We start from the raw sequence: 14,943 nt of genomic DNA, 5'->3' as shown, positions 1-14,943 counted from the left end.
AGTTGTCTATATGAACGAAGCAATTCAACCAATTGATCCGATTGCTTTTCAGCTCGGGCCTATTTCGGTTCATTGGTATGGTGTGATCATAGGAGTCGGAGCCTTGCTTGGACTTTGGCTTGCACTAAGGGAATGTGAAAAAAGAGGAATCAATAAAGATACGTTTATTGACTTAATCTTATTTGCCATTCCAATAGCGATTATTTGTGCACGAATTTATTATGTGTCCTTTGAATGGGACTACTATCAGCAGCATCCAAATGAAATCATTAAGATTTGGAATGGCGGGATTGCGATACACGGAGGGTTGATAGGCGCAGTGCTGACAGCCATCGTATTTACAAGAGTGAGAAAGGTGTCCTTTTGGAAAATCGCCGATGTGGCAGCTCCTAGTATTTTACTAGGGCAGGCTATCGGGCGCTGGGGAAACTTTATTAATCAGGAAGCGCATGGGGAAGCTGTTTCAAGAGCCTTTTTAGAAAATTTGCACCTTCCTGAGTTTATCATTAATCAAATGTATATTGATGGTACCTATTATCACCCAACGTTCTTATACGAATCATTATGGAATCTTGCCGGCGTTGTGATGTTAATTTTATTACGCAGAACATCGCTGCGCAGAGGCGAAATCTTTTTGTCTTATTTAATCTGGTATTCAATTGGCCGTTTTTTCATTGAAGGAATGAGAACGGACAGCTTAATGCTGACAGAGCATCTTCGAATCGCACAAATAATCTCGATCGCGTTATCTGCAGTGGCCGTTTTGTTGATTGTATTTAGAAGAATTAAAGGCTACGCATCTATTCCGTACAAAGAAAATAATTCGTCAAATTAATGCAGGAGGGATAAGATGGGGGGAACATGGAAAAACGGCTTGAAAGCGGGACTATCGACGACTTGGACACTTGGAAAAGTCATTTTTCCAGTTACTATTCTTGTCAGCATCTTGCAGCATACGCCTGTAATGGATTGGATCATACAATTCATTCGTCCATTTATGGGGTTGTTTGGGCTTTCAGGGGAAGCGGCCATTCCGCTTGTATTAGGAAATATGCTGAACTTGTATGCGGGTATTGCAGCCATCTTGACATTAGAACTTCCTGTGAAGGAAGTATTCATTTTAGCGGTCATGCTATCCTTTTGTCACAACCTGATCATAGAATCGACAGTGGCAGCAAAGGTTGGGCTGAGGGTGTCTGTCATTTTGTTAGTCAGAATCAGTCTTGCCGTTGTTTCAGCTATTGTCATTCATCTCGTTTGGCAGGGAGGCGAGGGGGCGGCGCAATATGGATTGCTTACGGCAGCTCAGACGGCTGATGTGCCTTCAAGTTGGTACATGATCGTTCTTTTTGCTTTACAGAAAGCTGTTCTCGGTGTGCTCCAGCTGGCTTGTATTGTCATCCCTCTCATGATTATTATTCAATTCATGAGAGATTTAGGGTGGTTGCATACTCTGTCAAAGTGGCTGTCTCCTTTTACTAGAATGCTTGGAATGAAAGAAAATACGTCTATGACGATGGTGGCAGGTTTAACCATTGGTCTAGCCTACGGAGCAGGTGTGATGATGAAGGCAGTGGAAGAGGATGGCGTGAGTAAAAAGGATTTAACCTTGGCCTTCATTTTTCTTGTCGCTTGTCATGCTGTGGTCGAAGATACACTGATTTTTATTCCATTGGGCATTCCAGTTTGGCCGCTTCTTGTCATTCGCCTGATGTCTGCTATTTTATTGACAGCTGCCATTAGCTATATTTGGAGGAAGCGGGAACAAGCAGCTGTAGAAAGGAAGCCATATGAACGAATCAACCATTAACACAGTGCTATTTGATTTAGATGGCACGTTAATCAATACAAACGAATTAATTATTGCTTCATTTCAGCATACGCTGGACCATTATTACCCTGGTCAGTACAGCCGTGAGGATATCCTTCAATTCATTGGTCCATCGCTTTTAGATACATTTTCTGCGATGAATTCCGATCTGACGGATGACATGATTCAGATGTATCGAACGTTTAATCATGAACAGCATGATTTGCTCGTCACTGAATATGAGACAGTTTTAGATACATTAAAAGTGCTGCAGGATCGAGGGTTTAAGCTCGGAATTGTCACAACGAAGATACGTGATACGGTCTTAATGGGATTGAAGCTGACAAGTTTAGAGCCATTCTTTGAGGTCATTGTGACACTTGATGATGTACAAAATGAGAAGCCACATCCAGAACCAGTACAGCTAGCATTATCCAAGCTTGACAGTGATCCACATGAAGCGGTAATGGTCGGCGATAATTATCACGACATTTTGTCAGGACAAGCGGCAGGGACAAAAACGGCAGGTGTTGCTTGGTCCATTAAGGGAGAAAAGTCCCTTTTAAAGCATCGCCCTGATTTCATGCTGAAGAAAATGAGTGATCTTTTAGCAATTGTTGGAGCTGATTAAGTTGAGAAAAACAGATCGTTATCCTGTAAAGGGGGTCAATTCGCTTAGACAAGTCTATCGGACGGTCCCTTTTATGAAGGTTGTGAAAAACTTTATCTTTATACAAATAGCACGGTATATGCCCTTTATGGGAATGAAAAACTGGATTTATCGAACCTTTCTTCGCATAAAAGTTGGGGAGGATACGGCATTTGCCTTAATGGTTATGGTAGATCTGATGTTTCCTGAAAAAATCATTGTCGGTCGAAATAGTGTGATTGGCTATAATACAACCATCTTGTCCCATGAGTATTTGATTAAAGAGTACAGGCTTGGGGAAGTCTATATTGGAAATGAAGTCTTAATTGGAGCAAACTCAACCATTCTGCCTGGTGTGACGATTGGTGATGGTGCGATCGTATCTGCGGGTACGCTTGTTCATAAGGATGTCCCAGCAGGCTCCTTTGTTGGAGGAAATCCAATGCATATAATATATACAAAAGAAGAAATGGACGCACGTCAATCTCCGTCTGCTGAGTAGCTCGGCAGACTTTTTGGTTGACATTTTAACATGTTGTAACCATAATGATTACAATAGAGGTGAGAAAACATGAAAATCAGCAGCAGATTTACTGTCGCTGTCCATATTCTGGCCTTACTATCACTTGAAAAAGGATCATTACAGACATCGGAGGTTATCGCAGGAAGTGTGAATACAAACCCAGTGGTCATTCGCCGTATTATGAGTAAATTAAAAAAAGCAGGCCTAATTTCAACAAGTCTTGGCAAAGGCGGTTCTCAGTTGAACTGTAGTGAAGATGACATGACACTGCTCGATGTGTATAAAGCGGTTGAAGTGGTGGATGAGGGAGAATTATTTCAAATCCATGATTGCCCGAATCCTGACTGTCCAATCGGTGCAAATATTCAAGCTGTGCTAGAATTAATTTTGTGCCACGCACAAAGTGCGATGGAGCAAGTGCTTGCTGAGATCAAATTAAGTGAACTAACGCAGGTCTTAATCAAAAAAATTGGATAATCTACTCAATTTTTTATAAAAAATAAACGATATTGTAGGAGGAGTTAACATCAAAATTGGAGTAGCCGTTTTAGAGAAGGATGTGTTTCACTTTGAGGCAGAAGACGTCAAAGGTTTTGATGTCATTGTGAATGCATTTGGTGCACCTGCTGGAAAAGAGTATCTTCATGTAGAAGCTGGGAAAAGCTCATTGATATCTTGAAAGAGACACCAGACACTCGTTTAATCATTGTAGGCGATGCAGGCAGTTGATTTGTAGATAAAACAACCACACCCTAGTACCCAAAGGAATACTTTCGCTACTGCTTCATAGCAAGGGGAAAACCTAAAGGATTTTCAAAAGACTGAAGGGTTAAAATGGACATTCCTCAGTCCAACTGCATTTGTTGATCCTGCGTGCGAACGTACAGGTTCTTATGTAAAAGGAAAGAAGACCATCTCATTGTCAATTCAAAGGGTGACAGCTTTATGTCAGAATCGGACTATGCCATTGCGCTTGTCGATGAAATTGAGCAGGCTTCCTATGTTGGCGAACGGTTTACCGTTGTATCGGAAGCAAAATAAGGAGAACCCCGCTGGAGAGCGGGGTTTTATGCTTTAATGATTATCGCTTGACTGCCCATCTGTTTCCAAGAATCCTCAAACTGGTCACGATCCACTCGCTCATTCTTTTCTCCGTATGGGTTATTCAAGTAAACGTGCTTATCGTCATAGCCTGTAATGACTACACTATGCATTTTAAAGCTCACATCTACATGTCCATTTGGTGTATTCCACGTATCGATGTTATCTGTTTTCTCAAAGGTGGATGTTGTGATCACCCATACAGGATAGCCTTTTTCAAGTGATTGATAAATGGCCTTTTTGACAGGCTTTCCAGTTAAGTCTACGACTTGATCACCTGCATACTTTTTCGCAAGTTGATAAATGGGTTCATGGTACACACCAAGACCCGGTCCATTCTCCATATCCCCCACAAACCCATCATGAGGGTCTCCTTTTAAGCCATTTTCGTAATTTAGTGGAACACGTTTGATTTCATTTGCCAATGCGTTTTTTGTGACTTGCTCATAGCCGCTGTAATGAAGCAACATCGCTAAGCTCGTGACTTCGCATCCATTATAAAGCCTTGGTTCATCCATTTGATTGTAGAGGATGACATCCATGGCTTTTTTGCTTCCTTTTAAAGAAGTATGTGAGGAATCTGTGTTTTTCGTTGATCGTGTTTCTTCTGCCGCTTCATGTGAAGAAGCTGTTTTCTTGGCTTGATCGATTTGTGAAACGTAAATAAAGCCAAAGTAAACAAGACATGCGCACAAAAAAGTTAAGGTTAATGTCTGGATGATTTTCACTGTAATCTCCTGAGGTATTCAATATTTTTAAGTATTATAGCACGTTCCTTCATCGAACATAAGGAAAAGGTTCAGGTGTCAATTTAATGTGATATTTGAATTTAACGAAAAGAGGGAAGAAAATAAAATGATTGATTTAACCACTTTATTTTGTTAGCATATTATCATATTAGCGAACTAAAGGATTCAGAATTTTTCGTTTGAATGTGTTGGAGGTGCGGGAGAACATGTTGATGTTTGAGAAACCATATGGTATGCGGGATTCATTACCAGGCCTGTATGAGACAAAGAAAAAAGTGAGACATTCATTAACAAAGGTTATGAATGGTTGGGGTTACCGTTTGATGGAGACGCCAACGCTTGAATTTTACGATACAGTCGGTGTTCAATCGGCGATTACAGATATTCAGCTATTTAAGCTCCTTGATCAAAACGGTCAAACCTTGGTGCTTCGACCTGATATGACGGGGCCAATTGCGAGAGTCGCGGCTTCAAAGCTTCACGAGCAGGCGTATCCACTTCGGGTTGGTTATGCAGCCAATGTGTTTCGGGCGCAGGAAAGAGAAGGCGGGAGACCATCAGAATTTGAACAGGTCGGGATTGAATTGATTGGTGATGGTTCGATTAGTGCAGACGCTGAAGTCATCGCGCTTGTCGTGTTTGCGTTAAAAAATGCCGGTCTCCAATTCTTCAAGATAGCGATCGGGCATGTCGCTTTGGCAGAGACGTTGTTTTTAGATGTACTAGGAAATACAGAGCGTGCGAACGTTCTGCGGAGATTTTTATATGAAAAGAATTATGTAGGATACAGACAGCATGTAAAGCAATTACCGCTCTCATCTATCGATAAAATGAGGCTGTTACAGCTTTTGGATTTACGCGGCGGCCAGGAAGTTACACAGCAGGCAGAGGACATTGTGATCTCACAAGAGGGGAAAGAGGTACTCGCTGAGTTAAAGGCACTTTGGGAGACACTTCAAGATTACGGCTGTACAGAATATATCCGTTTAGATTTAAGCATGGTGAGTCATATGAGCTACTACACGGGGATTTTGTTTGAAGTATTTGCAGATCATGTTGGGTCTTTCATCGGGAGGGGAGGAAGATATGATCAATTGCTTTCTCATTTTGATGCACCCGCACCAGCTACAGGGTTCGGTCTTCGATTAGACCGCCTTTTGGAGGCATTAGATGCAAAAGAAATCAATAAGCCGCAGGAGGCAGTGATTTTTAGTAAAGAACAAAGACTAGAAGCATTTGCTTTTGCAAAAAAAGAGCGGTCAAAAGGCAAAAAGATTGTTCTGCAAGACTTAGCGGGAATTGAAAATATTGATGCGATGACCAAAGCGTTTGATCAAGTGACTTATTTTATCGGTGCAAGAAAGGAAGAGCAAGATGGGTAAAGTGTTGACGATGGCAATGCCAAAGGGCCGGATATTTGAGGAAGCAGCAGGGCTGTTAAGACAGGCGGGGTATCATCTGCCGGAGGAATTCGAGGATTCAAGAAAATTAATTATTGATGTACCGGAAGAAAACCTCCGCTTTATTTTAGCTAAGCCAAAGGATGTGACGACCTATGTAGAGTACGGTGTGGCGGATGTGGGCATTGCAGGGAAGGATGTCATGCTCGAAGAAGCACGTGATGTGTACGAAGTACTTGATTTACACATCAGCAAATGTCATTTAGCTGTAGCTGGATTACCAGAAGCCAGTTGGGTGGGTGTCGCGCCGCGTGTGGCAACGAAGTATCCAAATGTAGCCTCGTCCTATTTTAGAGAGCAAGGTGAGCAGGTAGAGATTATCAAGCTGAATGGCTCCATTGAATTGGCACCGCTCATCGGTCTTGCCGATCGTATTGTTGATATTGTCTCCACAGGTCAAACGTTAAAGGAAAATGGACTTGTGGAAACTGAGCATATTTGTGACATTACGTCACGTTTTATTGTCAATCCAGTGAGCTACCGGATGAAGGATACGGTGATCGATGAAATGGCCCAGCGTCTTGCAAGTATCATTGAAGGAGAAAGGGAGGAATCATCATGAACGTCATCTACATACAAGAAGGTGAGACAGATAATCTCTCACTCAAGCGCTCTTTAGATACAGGAACTGAAGAGCAACGTCAGGTTGTTCAGCGCATAATACAAGAGGTGAGAAAAAATGGTGATGAGGCCGTACGGTCTTTTACGAAGCAATTTGATGGTGTGTCCATTGAAGATCCGCTTGTCACAGAAGATGAAATCGCAAAGGCCTACGAACGCTTGGACCCAGCGATGATCCAGGTTATCCAAACAGCTATACGTCATATTCAAACATACCATGAGCGTCAACTGACATCCTCTTGGTTTTATCACCAACCGGACGGATCGATGCTCGGACAAAAAGTGACGCCGCTTGATGCGGTCGGTGTTTATGTCCCAGGCGGAACAGCTGCCTACCCTTCATCTGTTTTAATGAATGTGATTCCGGCACTTGTCGCTGGCGTTGAACGAATTGTCCTTGTGACACCACCTGGGACAGATGGCCGTCTGTCTGACGCTGTACTGGTTGCCTCTAAGGAGCTAGGTATTTCAAAAATGTATAAAATGGGCGGTGCGCAAGCGATTGCGGCACTTACATATGGAACTGACAATATCCAGCCAGTTGATAAAATCACAGGTCCAGGAAACATTTATGTGGCACTTGCAAAGCGGGAAGTATTTGGTCAGGTAGACATTGATATGATTGCTGGCCCAAGTGAAATTGCTGTCCTAGCAGACGAAACGGCACTTGCCCATGAGGTTGCGTCAGATTTACTTTCACAGGCAGAACATGACGCATTAGCCTCGAGTATATTAGTCACTCCGTCCAAGGCGCTTGCTGAGAAAGTCCAGGCCGAGGTGCAAGCGCAGATGGACACTTTGCCAAGAAAATCAATCGCAGCACAATCCATACAAGATCATGGCCGTATTTACGTGACAGAATCAATGGCTCGTGCAATAGATGTCGTGAACCAGTTAGCGCCAGAGCACTTAGAAGTACTGACGGTTTATCCAGAATCACTTCTTGGTCAAATCAAGCATGCCGGGGCGATTTTCTTAGGACGTTATAGTCCAGAGCCGGTGGGAGATTACTTCGCAGGACCGAATCATGTGCTGCCAACAAACGGAACAGCTAGATTTTCTAGTCCGCTGGGCGTCAGTGATTTCCAAAAGAAAACGAGCATCATTTCATATAGCAAAGAAGCTTTTGATACACATAGGGAAAGCATTGCAGCTTTTGCAAGATTAGAAGGGCTTGAAGCGCATGCAAGGTCGATTGAAGCGAGAAAGGGGGAGGAATCAAAATGAGACAGGCGGAAACAGCGAGACAAACAAATGAAACGAATATTTCGATAGCGCTAGAGATTGATGGAGAAGGAAAAGCCAATATTCAAACTGATGTCCCTTTTATGACGCATATGCTTGATTTGTTTACGAAACACGGACACTTTAATTTGACCTTAGATGCGAAAGGAGATACAGATGTCGATGATCACCACACAACAGAAGATATCGGCATCGTACTTGGCCAAATGTTTAAGGAAGCGCTTGGTGATAAAAAAGGAATTAAGCGGTACGGATCTAGCTTTGTTCCAATGGATGAAACGTTGGCCCAGGTGGTGGTCGACTTAAGCAATCGTCCTCATTTGGAAATGAGAGCGGCACTCCCAAGTCAAAAGGTCGGCACCTTTGATACAGAGCTCATTCATGAGTTTCTTTGGAAATTTGCCCTTGAAGCACGTATGAACCTTCATGTGATCGTTCACTACGGAACCAATACTCACCATATAATTGAAGCAATTTTTAAAGCAATGGCACGTGCCCTAGACGAAGCAACAACCATTGATCCACGTGTGAAAGGGATTCCGTCTACAAAGGGGATGCTCTAATGATCGGAGTCATTGATTACGGAATGGGAAATTTGTTTAGTGTATCAAAAGCACTGGAACGTGCAGGCACCCCTTATATCGTGTCCTCTGAAGTGGAGGAGCTCAAAAAGGCAGATGCTTATATTTTACCGGGTGTAGGTTCATTTCGTGATGGGATGCAGCTGTTAAGACAGTCAAGACTTGAGGCGTTTATCCACCAAGTCGTTCAGGATGGAAAGCTGTTATTTGGCATTTGCCTTGGGATGCAGCTTTTATTTGAAGAAAGTGAAGAGGCAGGGATAACAAAAGGATTGGGCCTGTTACAAGGTCGTGTCGTTCTTTTAAAGGATCGTGATCAGGACGGACAAAGGCTGAAAGTGCCTCATATGGGCTGGAACGAGCTTACATTTCACCAGTCGTCCCCATTATTTGACGGTGTGCCGGAAGGGTTTGCTTACTTTGTTCACTCTTATTATGTGAGTGACATGAATCCACAAGAGCAATTAGCAAGTGCTACCTATGGCGTACAAGTACCAGCAGTTGTCGGGAACGGAAATGTGCTTGGGGCACAGTTTCACCCTGAAAAAAGCAGTACAACGGGAATGGCACTGCTCAAACAGTTTATTCAATTATCAAACGAACAGAGGGTGAACAAATGAGTGAATTTATATTATATCCAGCGATTGATATGAGAAATGGCAAATGTGTACGCCTTGTGCAAGGAGATTATGATCAAGAAACTATTTATGGAGATTCGCCGCTAGACATGGCCGTGCGGTTTGCAAAGGAAGGAGCAAAGTGGATTCATCTCGTTGATTTAGATGGCGCAAAAGCTGGAAAACGCGTGAATCACGAGCATGTGCTGGCGATTGCTTCATCCCTAGATGTAAATGTACAAATCGGTGGCGGCATTCGGACAGAGGAAGACGTTGAATTTTATTTAAACAATGGCGTATCTAGAGTCATCCTTGGCAGCTCTGCTGTATCTAACCCAGCCTTTGTGAAAAAAATGCTGGCACAATATCATGAGAAAATAGCGATTGGAATTGATGCACGAAATGGCTTTGTATCGACAGAAGGCTGGCTTGAAACGTCCAAAGTAAAGGCTGAGGAACTCGGCAAGGAATTGGCAAAGGAAGGTGCAGAGGTCTTTATTTTCACTGATATTCAAATGGATGGCATGCTCTCAGGTCCCAATGTGGATAGTACGGTCCGATTAGCAGAAGCGACCGGCAAACAAGTCATCACTTCAGGGGGTGTCAGCGCCTTAGCTGATATTCAAAAACTGTCAGCGCAAAAACATGTAGGGGTTTCTGGAGCGATCATTGGCAAAGCGCTGTACACAAAGCAATTTACTTTAGCGGAAGCGTTTGAGGGGCGGAACACCATATGATGACAAAACGAATCATCCCGTGTCTCGATGTGAAGGAAGGGCGTGTTGTCAAAGGTGTGAAATTCTTGGGCTTAAAGGATGCTGGTGATCCGGTAGAATTAGCGCATATCTATGATGAAGAAGGTGCGGATGAACTCGTCTTTCTCGACATATCAGCCTCCCATGAAGGACGGAAAACAATGGTGGATGTGGTCAAACAAGTTGCGTCCACTCTTGCCATACCATTTACGGTAGGTGGCGGGATTAACGATCTTGATGACATGAAGCGTATATTAAGAGTGGGTGCAGATAAGGTATCTGTGAACACGGCGGCTGTTTTAAGGCCAGAGCTGATTTCAGAAGGAGCCGATTTTTTTGGTTCTCAATGCATTGTTGTCGCTATAGATGCGAAATACAATGAAGAGAAAAAAGCATACATGGTCTATACACACGGAGGACGCCGTCAAACAGAGATAGAAGTGAGCGACTGGGCGAAAGAAGCGGTGCTGAGAGGAGCAGGGGAGATCCTGCTGACAAGCATGGATGCCGATGGTGAGAAAACAGGCTTTGACCATCGTCTGACGAAGCTTGTGTCAGAAACAGTGACAGTACCAGTCATTGCCTCTGGTGGTGCAGGCAATGCGCAGCACATACTTGAGGCCTTTACCAAGGGAGAAGCTGATGCCGCATTAGCAGCCTCCATTTTCCATTATAAAGAAACTTCCATTCAAGAGGTGAAGACATACTTGAGAGAACACGGGGTGAAGGTAAGATGAAACAGGCAAACGAATTGACCTTTAATGAGGCAGGCCTGATTCCTGCGATTGTACAGGATGCTCAGAGTAAGGAAGTACTAACGCTTGCGTATATGAATCAAGCATCCTATGAAAAAACATTGGAAACAGGAGAGACTTGGTTTTTTAGCCGTTCGAGAAACGAGCTTTGGCACAAGGGGGCAACATCTGGACATACCCAGCAAGTGACATCCATTCGCTACGACTGCGACAAGGACGCTTTGCTTCTACTCGTGACACCTAGTGGTCCAGCATGCCATACTGGAAGCTATAGCTGTTTTTCAGAAGAAGGCGTGAAGGATCAAAGCGAAAACCATCGTTTTGCTATTTTAAATGAACTTGAACAGGTCATTGCAAAGCGTCAGGCAGAAATGGATGAAGGGGCTTATACAACCTATCTTTTTGAAAAAGGGGTTGATAAAATCCTGAAAAAGGTGGGAGAAGAAGCTTCGGAGGTCATTATTGCAGGGAAGAATCGTGATCAGGAAGAATTGAAATGGGAAACAGCCGATCTCCTGTATCACCTTCTTGTGTTATTACGTGAACAGCAATTGCCGCTTGATGAAGTGTTAAAGGTATTGAAAAGGCGTCATCAAGGTGAATGAAAAACAAATCCTTCCTTTTCTTTTGTTCTATGTGAAGACTGGTGAAGTATGTTATACTACACACGGTACACTGTTCGAAATGGAGGGTATCGGTGAGTAAATACACTTCTCAAAATAATCACACACAAGTCGTCCAGCTATTCCAAGATGGGCATTACTTTTTTCATAAAGGTCTAAAAGCATATAGAGAGAGAAATTTCCCAAGGGCGAGTAAGCTGATACAGCGGGCCATTGTACTTGAACCTGAAAATGTAGAAATGCTTTCACAGCTTGCCATTATTTATACTGAAATGGGTCATTATCAACAATCAAATGAACTGCTTGATTTCATCCTTGAACATGTGGATGAGAACATGTCAGAGTGTCACTATTTTAAAGCCAATAATTATGCAAATCTCGGACTGTTCCAAGAGGCATATAAGTCAGCCACTGCCTATGCAGCTTTGGAAGAGGATGGAGAATTTGTGAATGAAAATGATGAGCTGCTCGATTTGCTCGATATGAGTGATGAAGAGGACGAAGATTTTCCTTATGATCAGGATGACCTGATTGTAAAGCAAGATCAAGCCAACCATTTGTTAGAAAGCGGCAGGCTTGATGAAGCCATTGGCACGCTTGAACAGATGATTGTTGAGTATCCAGAATTTTGGTCAGCGTATAATAATCTCGCTTTGGCCTATTTTTATTCTGGTCAAATCCATCAGGCGAAAGAGATGTTGAACCGGGTCCTTCATGAAAATCCCGGTAATCTGCATGCCCTTTGTAACCAGCTTGTCTTCTTTTATTATGAAAAAGAAGAAGAGAAGGTCGAAGTGTTAGCGAAGCAATTAATGCACGTGTATCCAATATTAAGTGAACAGCGTTATAAGCTTGGTGCGACATTTGCCCTAGTTGGAGAGTTTGAATGGGCCTTTAAATGGCTCTATTCTTTGTATAAAACAGGCTTCCAGGGAGATAGTACGTTTTTATACTGGCTTGCAAGTGCAGCCTATCAGACGGGCCACAAAACGTTGGCACAAACCGTTTGGGATAAGATGGTAGAGGAAGATATAGATGCAGATGAGATCAAGCCGTGGCAGGACAAACCAGAGGAATCTGAGCCAATGGTCTCAATTGAGGAACGGCTCACTGCATACTATTTCAGCAAACAAAAGGGTGAACGTGACGTACTACAATCTGTCCTTGATGCACGCGCAGCAAAAACAGCCTTTGAACAGCAATTCATTGAGCTGCTTCTATATGAAGGTCAAATGGAAGAACGGTCATTTTCAGAAGATGCAGTATTCGCAAAACAGGCGGCTTCCGCTTTGGAAGAAGCCGTGCAGCCCGATAGCCACATGCCATATTTTTGGTTATTCCATATCATTCAGCAGGCACGCGCTTCAGGCATAGACAAGAGAAATGCTCCTGCATGGGCAGCAGCTTCTTATTATCTATGGATGAATGAACAAGAAGAATCAAATGTCACAAAAAAAGAAGTGGCAGCCTCTTTTCAGATCAGCGTTCAGACGCTGTCTAAATATGAGAATGTCATTTGTACGTTCATCGATTAAATAGGTAAATAGATTCAGATGTAGCATGGCCGAAAAGGTCATGCTTTTTTCTTGGACAAAAAGATGGGATTTGCAAGGATTTGCCGAAGTATGACAAAGACGACATGTATTTGAAACATAAATGTAATAAAAATATTAGCTCATTTTGTCGATGTGTCATGTATAATGAAACTCGTGGATTAAAACAAAGACATATATTTAGATATTTTACTAAACATAATGAAACACTAGGTGATAGAAACCATCTGATCAACATCTGACTATTAAATCAGGAAGAAAGATCATAGAGATCACAGATAGTAGCAGAGAATTTGCTGCTTTCTAATGTCGCTTGGGAAATTGTCAAAGGAGGAACCATTCGTGAAAAAGTTTATTACTTTCGGTTTAGCTTCGGTGATCGGAGCGAGCGGTTTATTTATTCCACTTACTCATGAAGCAAATGCACAAGACTTTGAACAAAAGAAACAAGAACTAGATAGCAAGCGATTTGAGGTCAACACCAACCTTCAAAAGAAAAAAGAAGAGCTTTCAAAGCTTGAAGCAAAACAAGAGGCGCTTGCACTAAAACTAAAGGAAATTGATGAGAAAGCCTTAAAAACAAGTGATCAAATCGAAGAAAAACAAAAAGAAAATGAAAAAACAAAAAAAGAAATCAAAGCACTAAAAAAGGAAATTGCTGATACAGAAAAACGTATTGAAGAAAGAAACGAATTCTTGAAAAATCGTGTACGTGCGCTTCAGGAAAACGGCGGTTCTACAAAATACATAGATGTATTACTAGGAGCAAAAAGCTTTAGTGATTTCATTAGCCGTGCAGGTGCAGTATCTACACTAATCAATGCAGACAGCGAAATCATTAAAGAGCAAGAAAGAGACAAAGCTGAGCTTCAAAAGTCTGAAAACGAATTAAACACAAAACTTGAAAATGTTCAAAAGACGCTTTCCAAGCTTGAAACACTTCAAACGGACTTGAATAAACAGCTTGATGAAAAAGACAAGCTATTCAAGCAAGTGAAAAAGCAAAAAGGAACTGCTACTTCTGAAATCAGCGAGTTAAACAGTCAGTCTGATAGCATTGCATCTGAAAAGGACGCAACAATTGCTTCACAAAAACAAGCTGAAAAAGAAGCAAAAGAACCGGCTCGAAAAGCAAAAGAACCGGCTTCAAAAGCAAAAGAAGTACAAAAACAGCAGCGTCAAGCAAGTGTTCAAACGGAAGACAACATCTCAAATAACGATAGCGGTTCGTCTTCAAATAACAGTGGATCATCTAATCACAACAACAGCAGTTCACCAAGACAGAAGCCATCTTCTGGCGGTGGATCACCTGTCAGCAGTAACGTAGGCGGAATCGAAGGTGCGATCAGCACAGGTTCTAGCATTGTTGGAAAATCTCCATATAAATGGGGCGGCGGCAGATCACAAGCCGATATTGACGCACGTCTTTTTGACTGTTCTTCATTCGTTCGCTGGGCATTCGCATCAGCAGGTATCAACCTTGGACCAGTTGGCGGTACATCAACAGATATGCTTGTAGGTAAAGGAAGAGCTGTAAGTGCATCTGACATGAAGCGCGGAGACCTTGTGTTCTTTGATACGTATAAAGTAAATGGACATGTAGGGATTTACTTAGGAAATGGTACATTCTTGAACGATAACAGCTCTCGCGGTGTTTCAGTTGACTCTATGAGTAATGTATACTGGAAAAAAGCATTCAAAGGCGTTGTTAGAAGAGTCGTCGAATAGTCACTACTTTTTATATACGTAAACAGGCTTCCTTAAACAGCAGTTTAAGGGAGCTTTTTCTTTTTTTGAAGATATGAGCAAATGATTCGCTTATTATCCGCAGATTTAATAGGATATGGGTAAGGAATAAAAGCTATGAATGGAATTGATGCTCTCTGTTATGAATGGAAGCA

The 14,943-nt window shown here is 42.4% G+C and carries 16 protein-coding genes and 1 pseudogene; 16 read left to right on the top strand and 1 reads right to left on the bottom strand.

The window, feature by feature from the left end; translation table 11 throughout:
- The first annotated feature begins 10 nt into the window (after positions 1–10).
- From lgt to LC033_RS05410, 6 genes and pseudogenes are all read left to right on the top strand, one after another.
- A complete protein-coding gene (gene lgt / locus LC033_RS05435) occupies positions 11–835 on the top strand; it encodes a prolipoprotein diacylglyceryl transferase (RefSeq protein WP_226567238.1) in 825 nt (274 codons plus the stop codon).
- 15 nt (positions 836–850) lie between these two features.
- Positions 851–1,810, top strand: coding sequence for a nucleoside recognition domain-containing protein (locus LC033_RS05430; protein WP_226567237.1), 960 nt, complete (start codon positions 851–853; stop codon positions 1,808–1,810).
- The gene (gene ppaX / locus LC033_RS05425) at positions 1,791–2,441 is read left to right on the top strand and encodes a pyrophosphatase PpaX (RefSeq protein ID WP_226567236.1); all 651 of its coding nucleotides are present in this window, start codon (positions 1,791–1,793) and stop codon (positions 2,439–2,441) included. Before LC033_RS05430 ends, ppaX begins: the two co-directional genes overlap by 20 nt.
- A 1-nt stretch (position 2,442) precedes the next feature.
- Complete coding sequence (locus LC033_RS05420) at positions 2,443–2,961, top strand: acyltransferase (protein ID WP_226567235.1); 519 nt, start codon at positions 2,443–2,445, stop codon at positions 2,959–2,961.
- A 69-nt stretch (positions 2,962–3,030) separates the two neighbouring features.
- The gene (locus LC033_RS05415) at positions 3,031–3,459 is read left to right on the top strand and encodes an Rrf2 family transcriptional regulator (protein ID WP_226567234.1); all 429 of its coding nucleotides are present in this window, start codon (positions 3,031–3,033) and stop codon (positions 3,457–3,459) included.
- 61 nt (positions 3,460–3,520) lie between these two features.
- Positions 3,521–4,023 (top strand): annotated as a pseudogene (locus LC033_RS05410) (NAD(P)-dependent oxidoreductase); the annotation flags it as partial.
- A 26-nt stretch (positions 4,024–4,049) separates the two neighbouring features.
- Here the strand turns inward: LC033_RS05410 and LC033_RS05405 are convergent.
- Positions 4,050–4,811 (bottom strand): C39 family peptidase, encoded by a 762-nt coding sequence (locus LC033_RS05405; RefSeq protein ID WP_226567233.1) that lies wholly within the window; start codon positions 4,809–4,811, stop codon positions 4,050–4,052.
- A 227-nt stretch (positions 4,812–5,038) separates the two neighbouring features.
- Here LC033_RS05405 and LC033_RS05400 point away from each other — a divergent pair, with 227 nt between their 5' ends.
- From LC033_RS05400 to LC033_RS05355, 10 genes are all read left to right on the top strand, one after another.
- Positions 5,039–6,214: an ATP phosphoribosyltransferase regulatory subunit gene (locus LC033_RS05400; RefSeq protein ID WP_226567232.1), complete on the top strand. Its 1,176-nt coding sequence runs from the start codon at positions 5,039–5,041 to the stop codon at positions 6,212–6,214.
- Positions 6,207–6,854: an ATP phosphoribosyltransferase gene (gene hisG / locus LC033_RS05395; RefSeq protein WP_226567231.1), complete on the top strand. Its 648-nt coding sequence runs from the start codon at positions 6,207–6,209 to the stop codon at positions 6,852–6,854. Before LC033_RS05400 ends, hisG begins: the two co-directional genes overlap by 8 nt.
- Complete coding sequence (hisD, locus tag LC033_RS05390) at positions 6,851–8,140, top strand: histidinol dehydrogenase (RefSeq protein WP_226567230.1); 1,290 nt, start codon at positions 6,851–6,853, stop codon at positions 8,138–8,140. Before hisG ends, hisD begins: the two co-directional genes overlap by 4 nt.
- Positions 8,137–8,721, top strand: coding sequence for an imidazoleglycerol-phosphate dehydratase HisB (gene hisB / locus LC033_RS05385; RefSeq protein WP_226567229.1), 585 nt, complete (start codon positions 8,137–8,139; stop codon positions 8,719–8,721). The genes hisD and hisB overlap by 4 nt, the downstream gene beginning before the upstream one ends.
- Complete coding sequence (gene hisH / locus LC033_RS05380; RefSeq protein WP_226567228.1) at positions 8,721–9,359, top strand: imidazole glycerol phosphate synthase subunit HisH; 639 nt, start codon at positions 8,721–8,723, stop codon at positions 9,357–9,359. Before hisB ends, hisH begins: the two co-directional genes overlap by 1 nt.
- The gene (gene hisA, locus LC033_RS05375) at positions 9,356–10,093 is read left to right on the top strand and encodes a 1-(5-phosphoribosyl)-5-[(5-phosphoribosylamino)methylideneamino]imidazole-4-carboxamide isomerase (protein ID WP_226567227.1); all 738 of its coding nucleotides are present in this window, start codon (positions 9,356–9,358) and stop codon (positions 10,091–10,093) included. Before hisH ends, hisA begins: the two co-directional genes overlap by 4 nt.
- Positions 10,090–10,848: an imidazole glycerol phosphate synthase subunit HisF gene (gene hisF / locus LC033_RS05370; RefSeq protein WP_226567226.1), complete on the top strand. Its 759-nt coding sequence runs from the start codon at positions 10,090–10,092 to the stop codon at positions 10,846–10,848. Before hisA ends, hisF begins: the two co-directional genes overlap by 4 nt.
- Positions 10,845–11,471 carry a bifunctional phosphoribosyl-AMP cyclohydrolase/phosphoribosyl-ATP diphosphatase HisIE gene (gene hisIE, locus LC033_RS05365; RefSeq protein ID WP_226567225.1) on the top strand — a complete coding sequence of 209 codons (627 nt, stop codon included), beginning with the start codon at positions 10,845–10,847 and terminating at the stop codon, positions 11,469–11,471. Before hisF ends, hisIE begins: the two co-directional genes overlap by 4 nt.
- 92 nt (positions 11,472–11,563) lie before the next feature.
- Positions 11,564–13,024, top strand: coding sequence for a tetratricopeptide repeat protein (locus LC033_RS05360; protein ID WP_226567224.1), 1,461 nt, complete (start codon positions 11,564–11,566; stop codon positions 13,022–13,024).
- A gap of 360 nt (positions 13,025–13,384) precedes the next feature.
- Complete coding sequence (locus LC033_RS05355; RefSeq protein ID WP_312887858.1) at positions 13,385–14,770, top strand: C40 family peptidase; 1,386 nt, start codon at positions 13,385–13,387, stop codon at positions 14,768–14,770.
- Positions 14,771–14,943: the final 173 nt, after the last annotated feature.

Source organism: Bacillus stratosphericus (assembly GCF_020524495.1).
Lineage (GTDB): Bacteria > Bacillota > Bacilli > Bacillales > Bacillaceae > Bacillus > Bacillus stratosphericus_B.
The sequence above is the reverse complement of the archived record's forward strand: the minus strand, read 5'-3'. Positions and strand labels throughout refer to the sequence as shown.

What these genes read in the sequence shown, in the direction of transcription:
- LC033_RS05430 (WP_226567237.1), top strand. Translation starts at nt 851, where the DNA reads ATGGGGGGAACATGGAAAAACGGCTTGAAAGCGGGACTATCGACGACT.
- hisH (WP_226567228.1), top strand. Translation starts at nt 8,721, where the DNA reads ATGATCGGAGTCATTGATTACGGAATGGGAAATTTGTTTAGTGTATCA.
- LC033_RS05400 (WP_226567232.1), top strand. Translation starts at nt 5,039, where the DNA reads ATGTTGATGTTTGAGAAACCATATGGTATGCGGGATTCATTACCAGGC.
- hisG (WP_226567231.1), top strand. Translation starts at nt 6,207, where the DNA reads ATGGGTAAAGTGTTGACGATGGCAATGCCAAAGGGCCGGATATTTGAG.
- hisB (WP_226567229.1), top strand. Translation starts at nt 8,137, where the DNA reads ATGAGACAGGCGGAAACAGCGAGACAAACAAATGAAACGAATATTTCG.
- hisA (WP_226567227.1), top strand. Translation starts at nt 9,356, where the DNA reads ATGAGTGAATTTATATTATATCCAGCGATTGATATGAGAAATGGCAAA.
- lgt (WP_226567238.1), top strand. Translation starts at nt 11, where the DNA reads ATGAACGAAGCAATTCAACCAATTGATCCGATTGCTTTTCAGCTCGGG.
- hisD (WP_226567230.1), top strand. Translation starts at nt 6,851, where the DNA reads ATGAACGTCATCTACATACAAGAAGGTGAGACAGATAATCTCTCACTC.
- ppaX (WP_226567236.1), top strand. Translation starts at nt 1,791, where the DNA reads ATGAACGAATCAACCATTAACACAGTGCTATTTGATTTAGATGGCACG.
- hisIE (WP_226567225.1), top strand. Translation starts at nt 10,845, where the DNA reads ATGAAACAGGCAAACGAATTGACCTTTAATGAGGCAGGCCTGATTCCT.
- hisF (WP_226567226.1), top strand. Translation starts at nt 10,090, where the DNA reads ATGATGACAAAACGAATCATCCCGTGTCTCGATGTGAAGGAAGGGCGT.
- LC033_RS05415 (WP_226567234.1), top strand. Translation starts at nt 3,031, where the DNA reads ATGAAAATCAGCAGCAGATTTACTGTCGCTGTCCATATTCTGGCCTTA.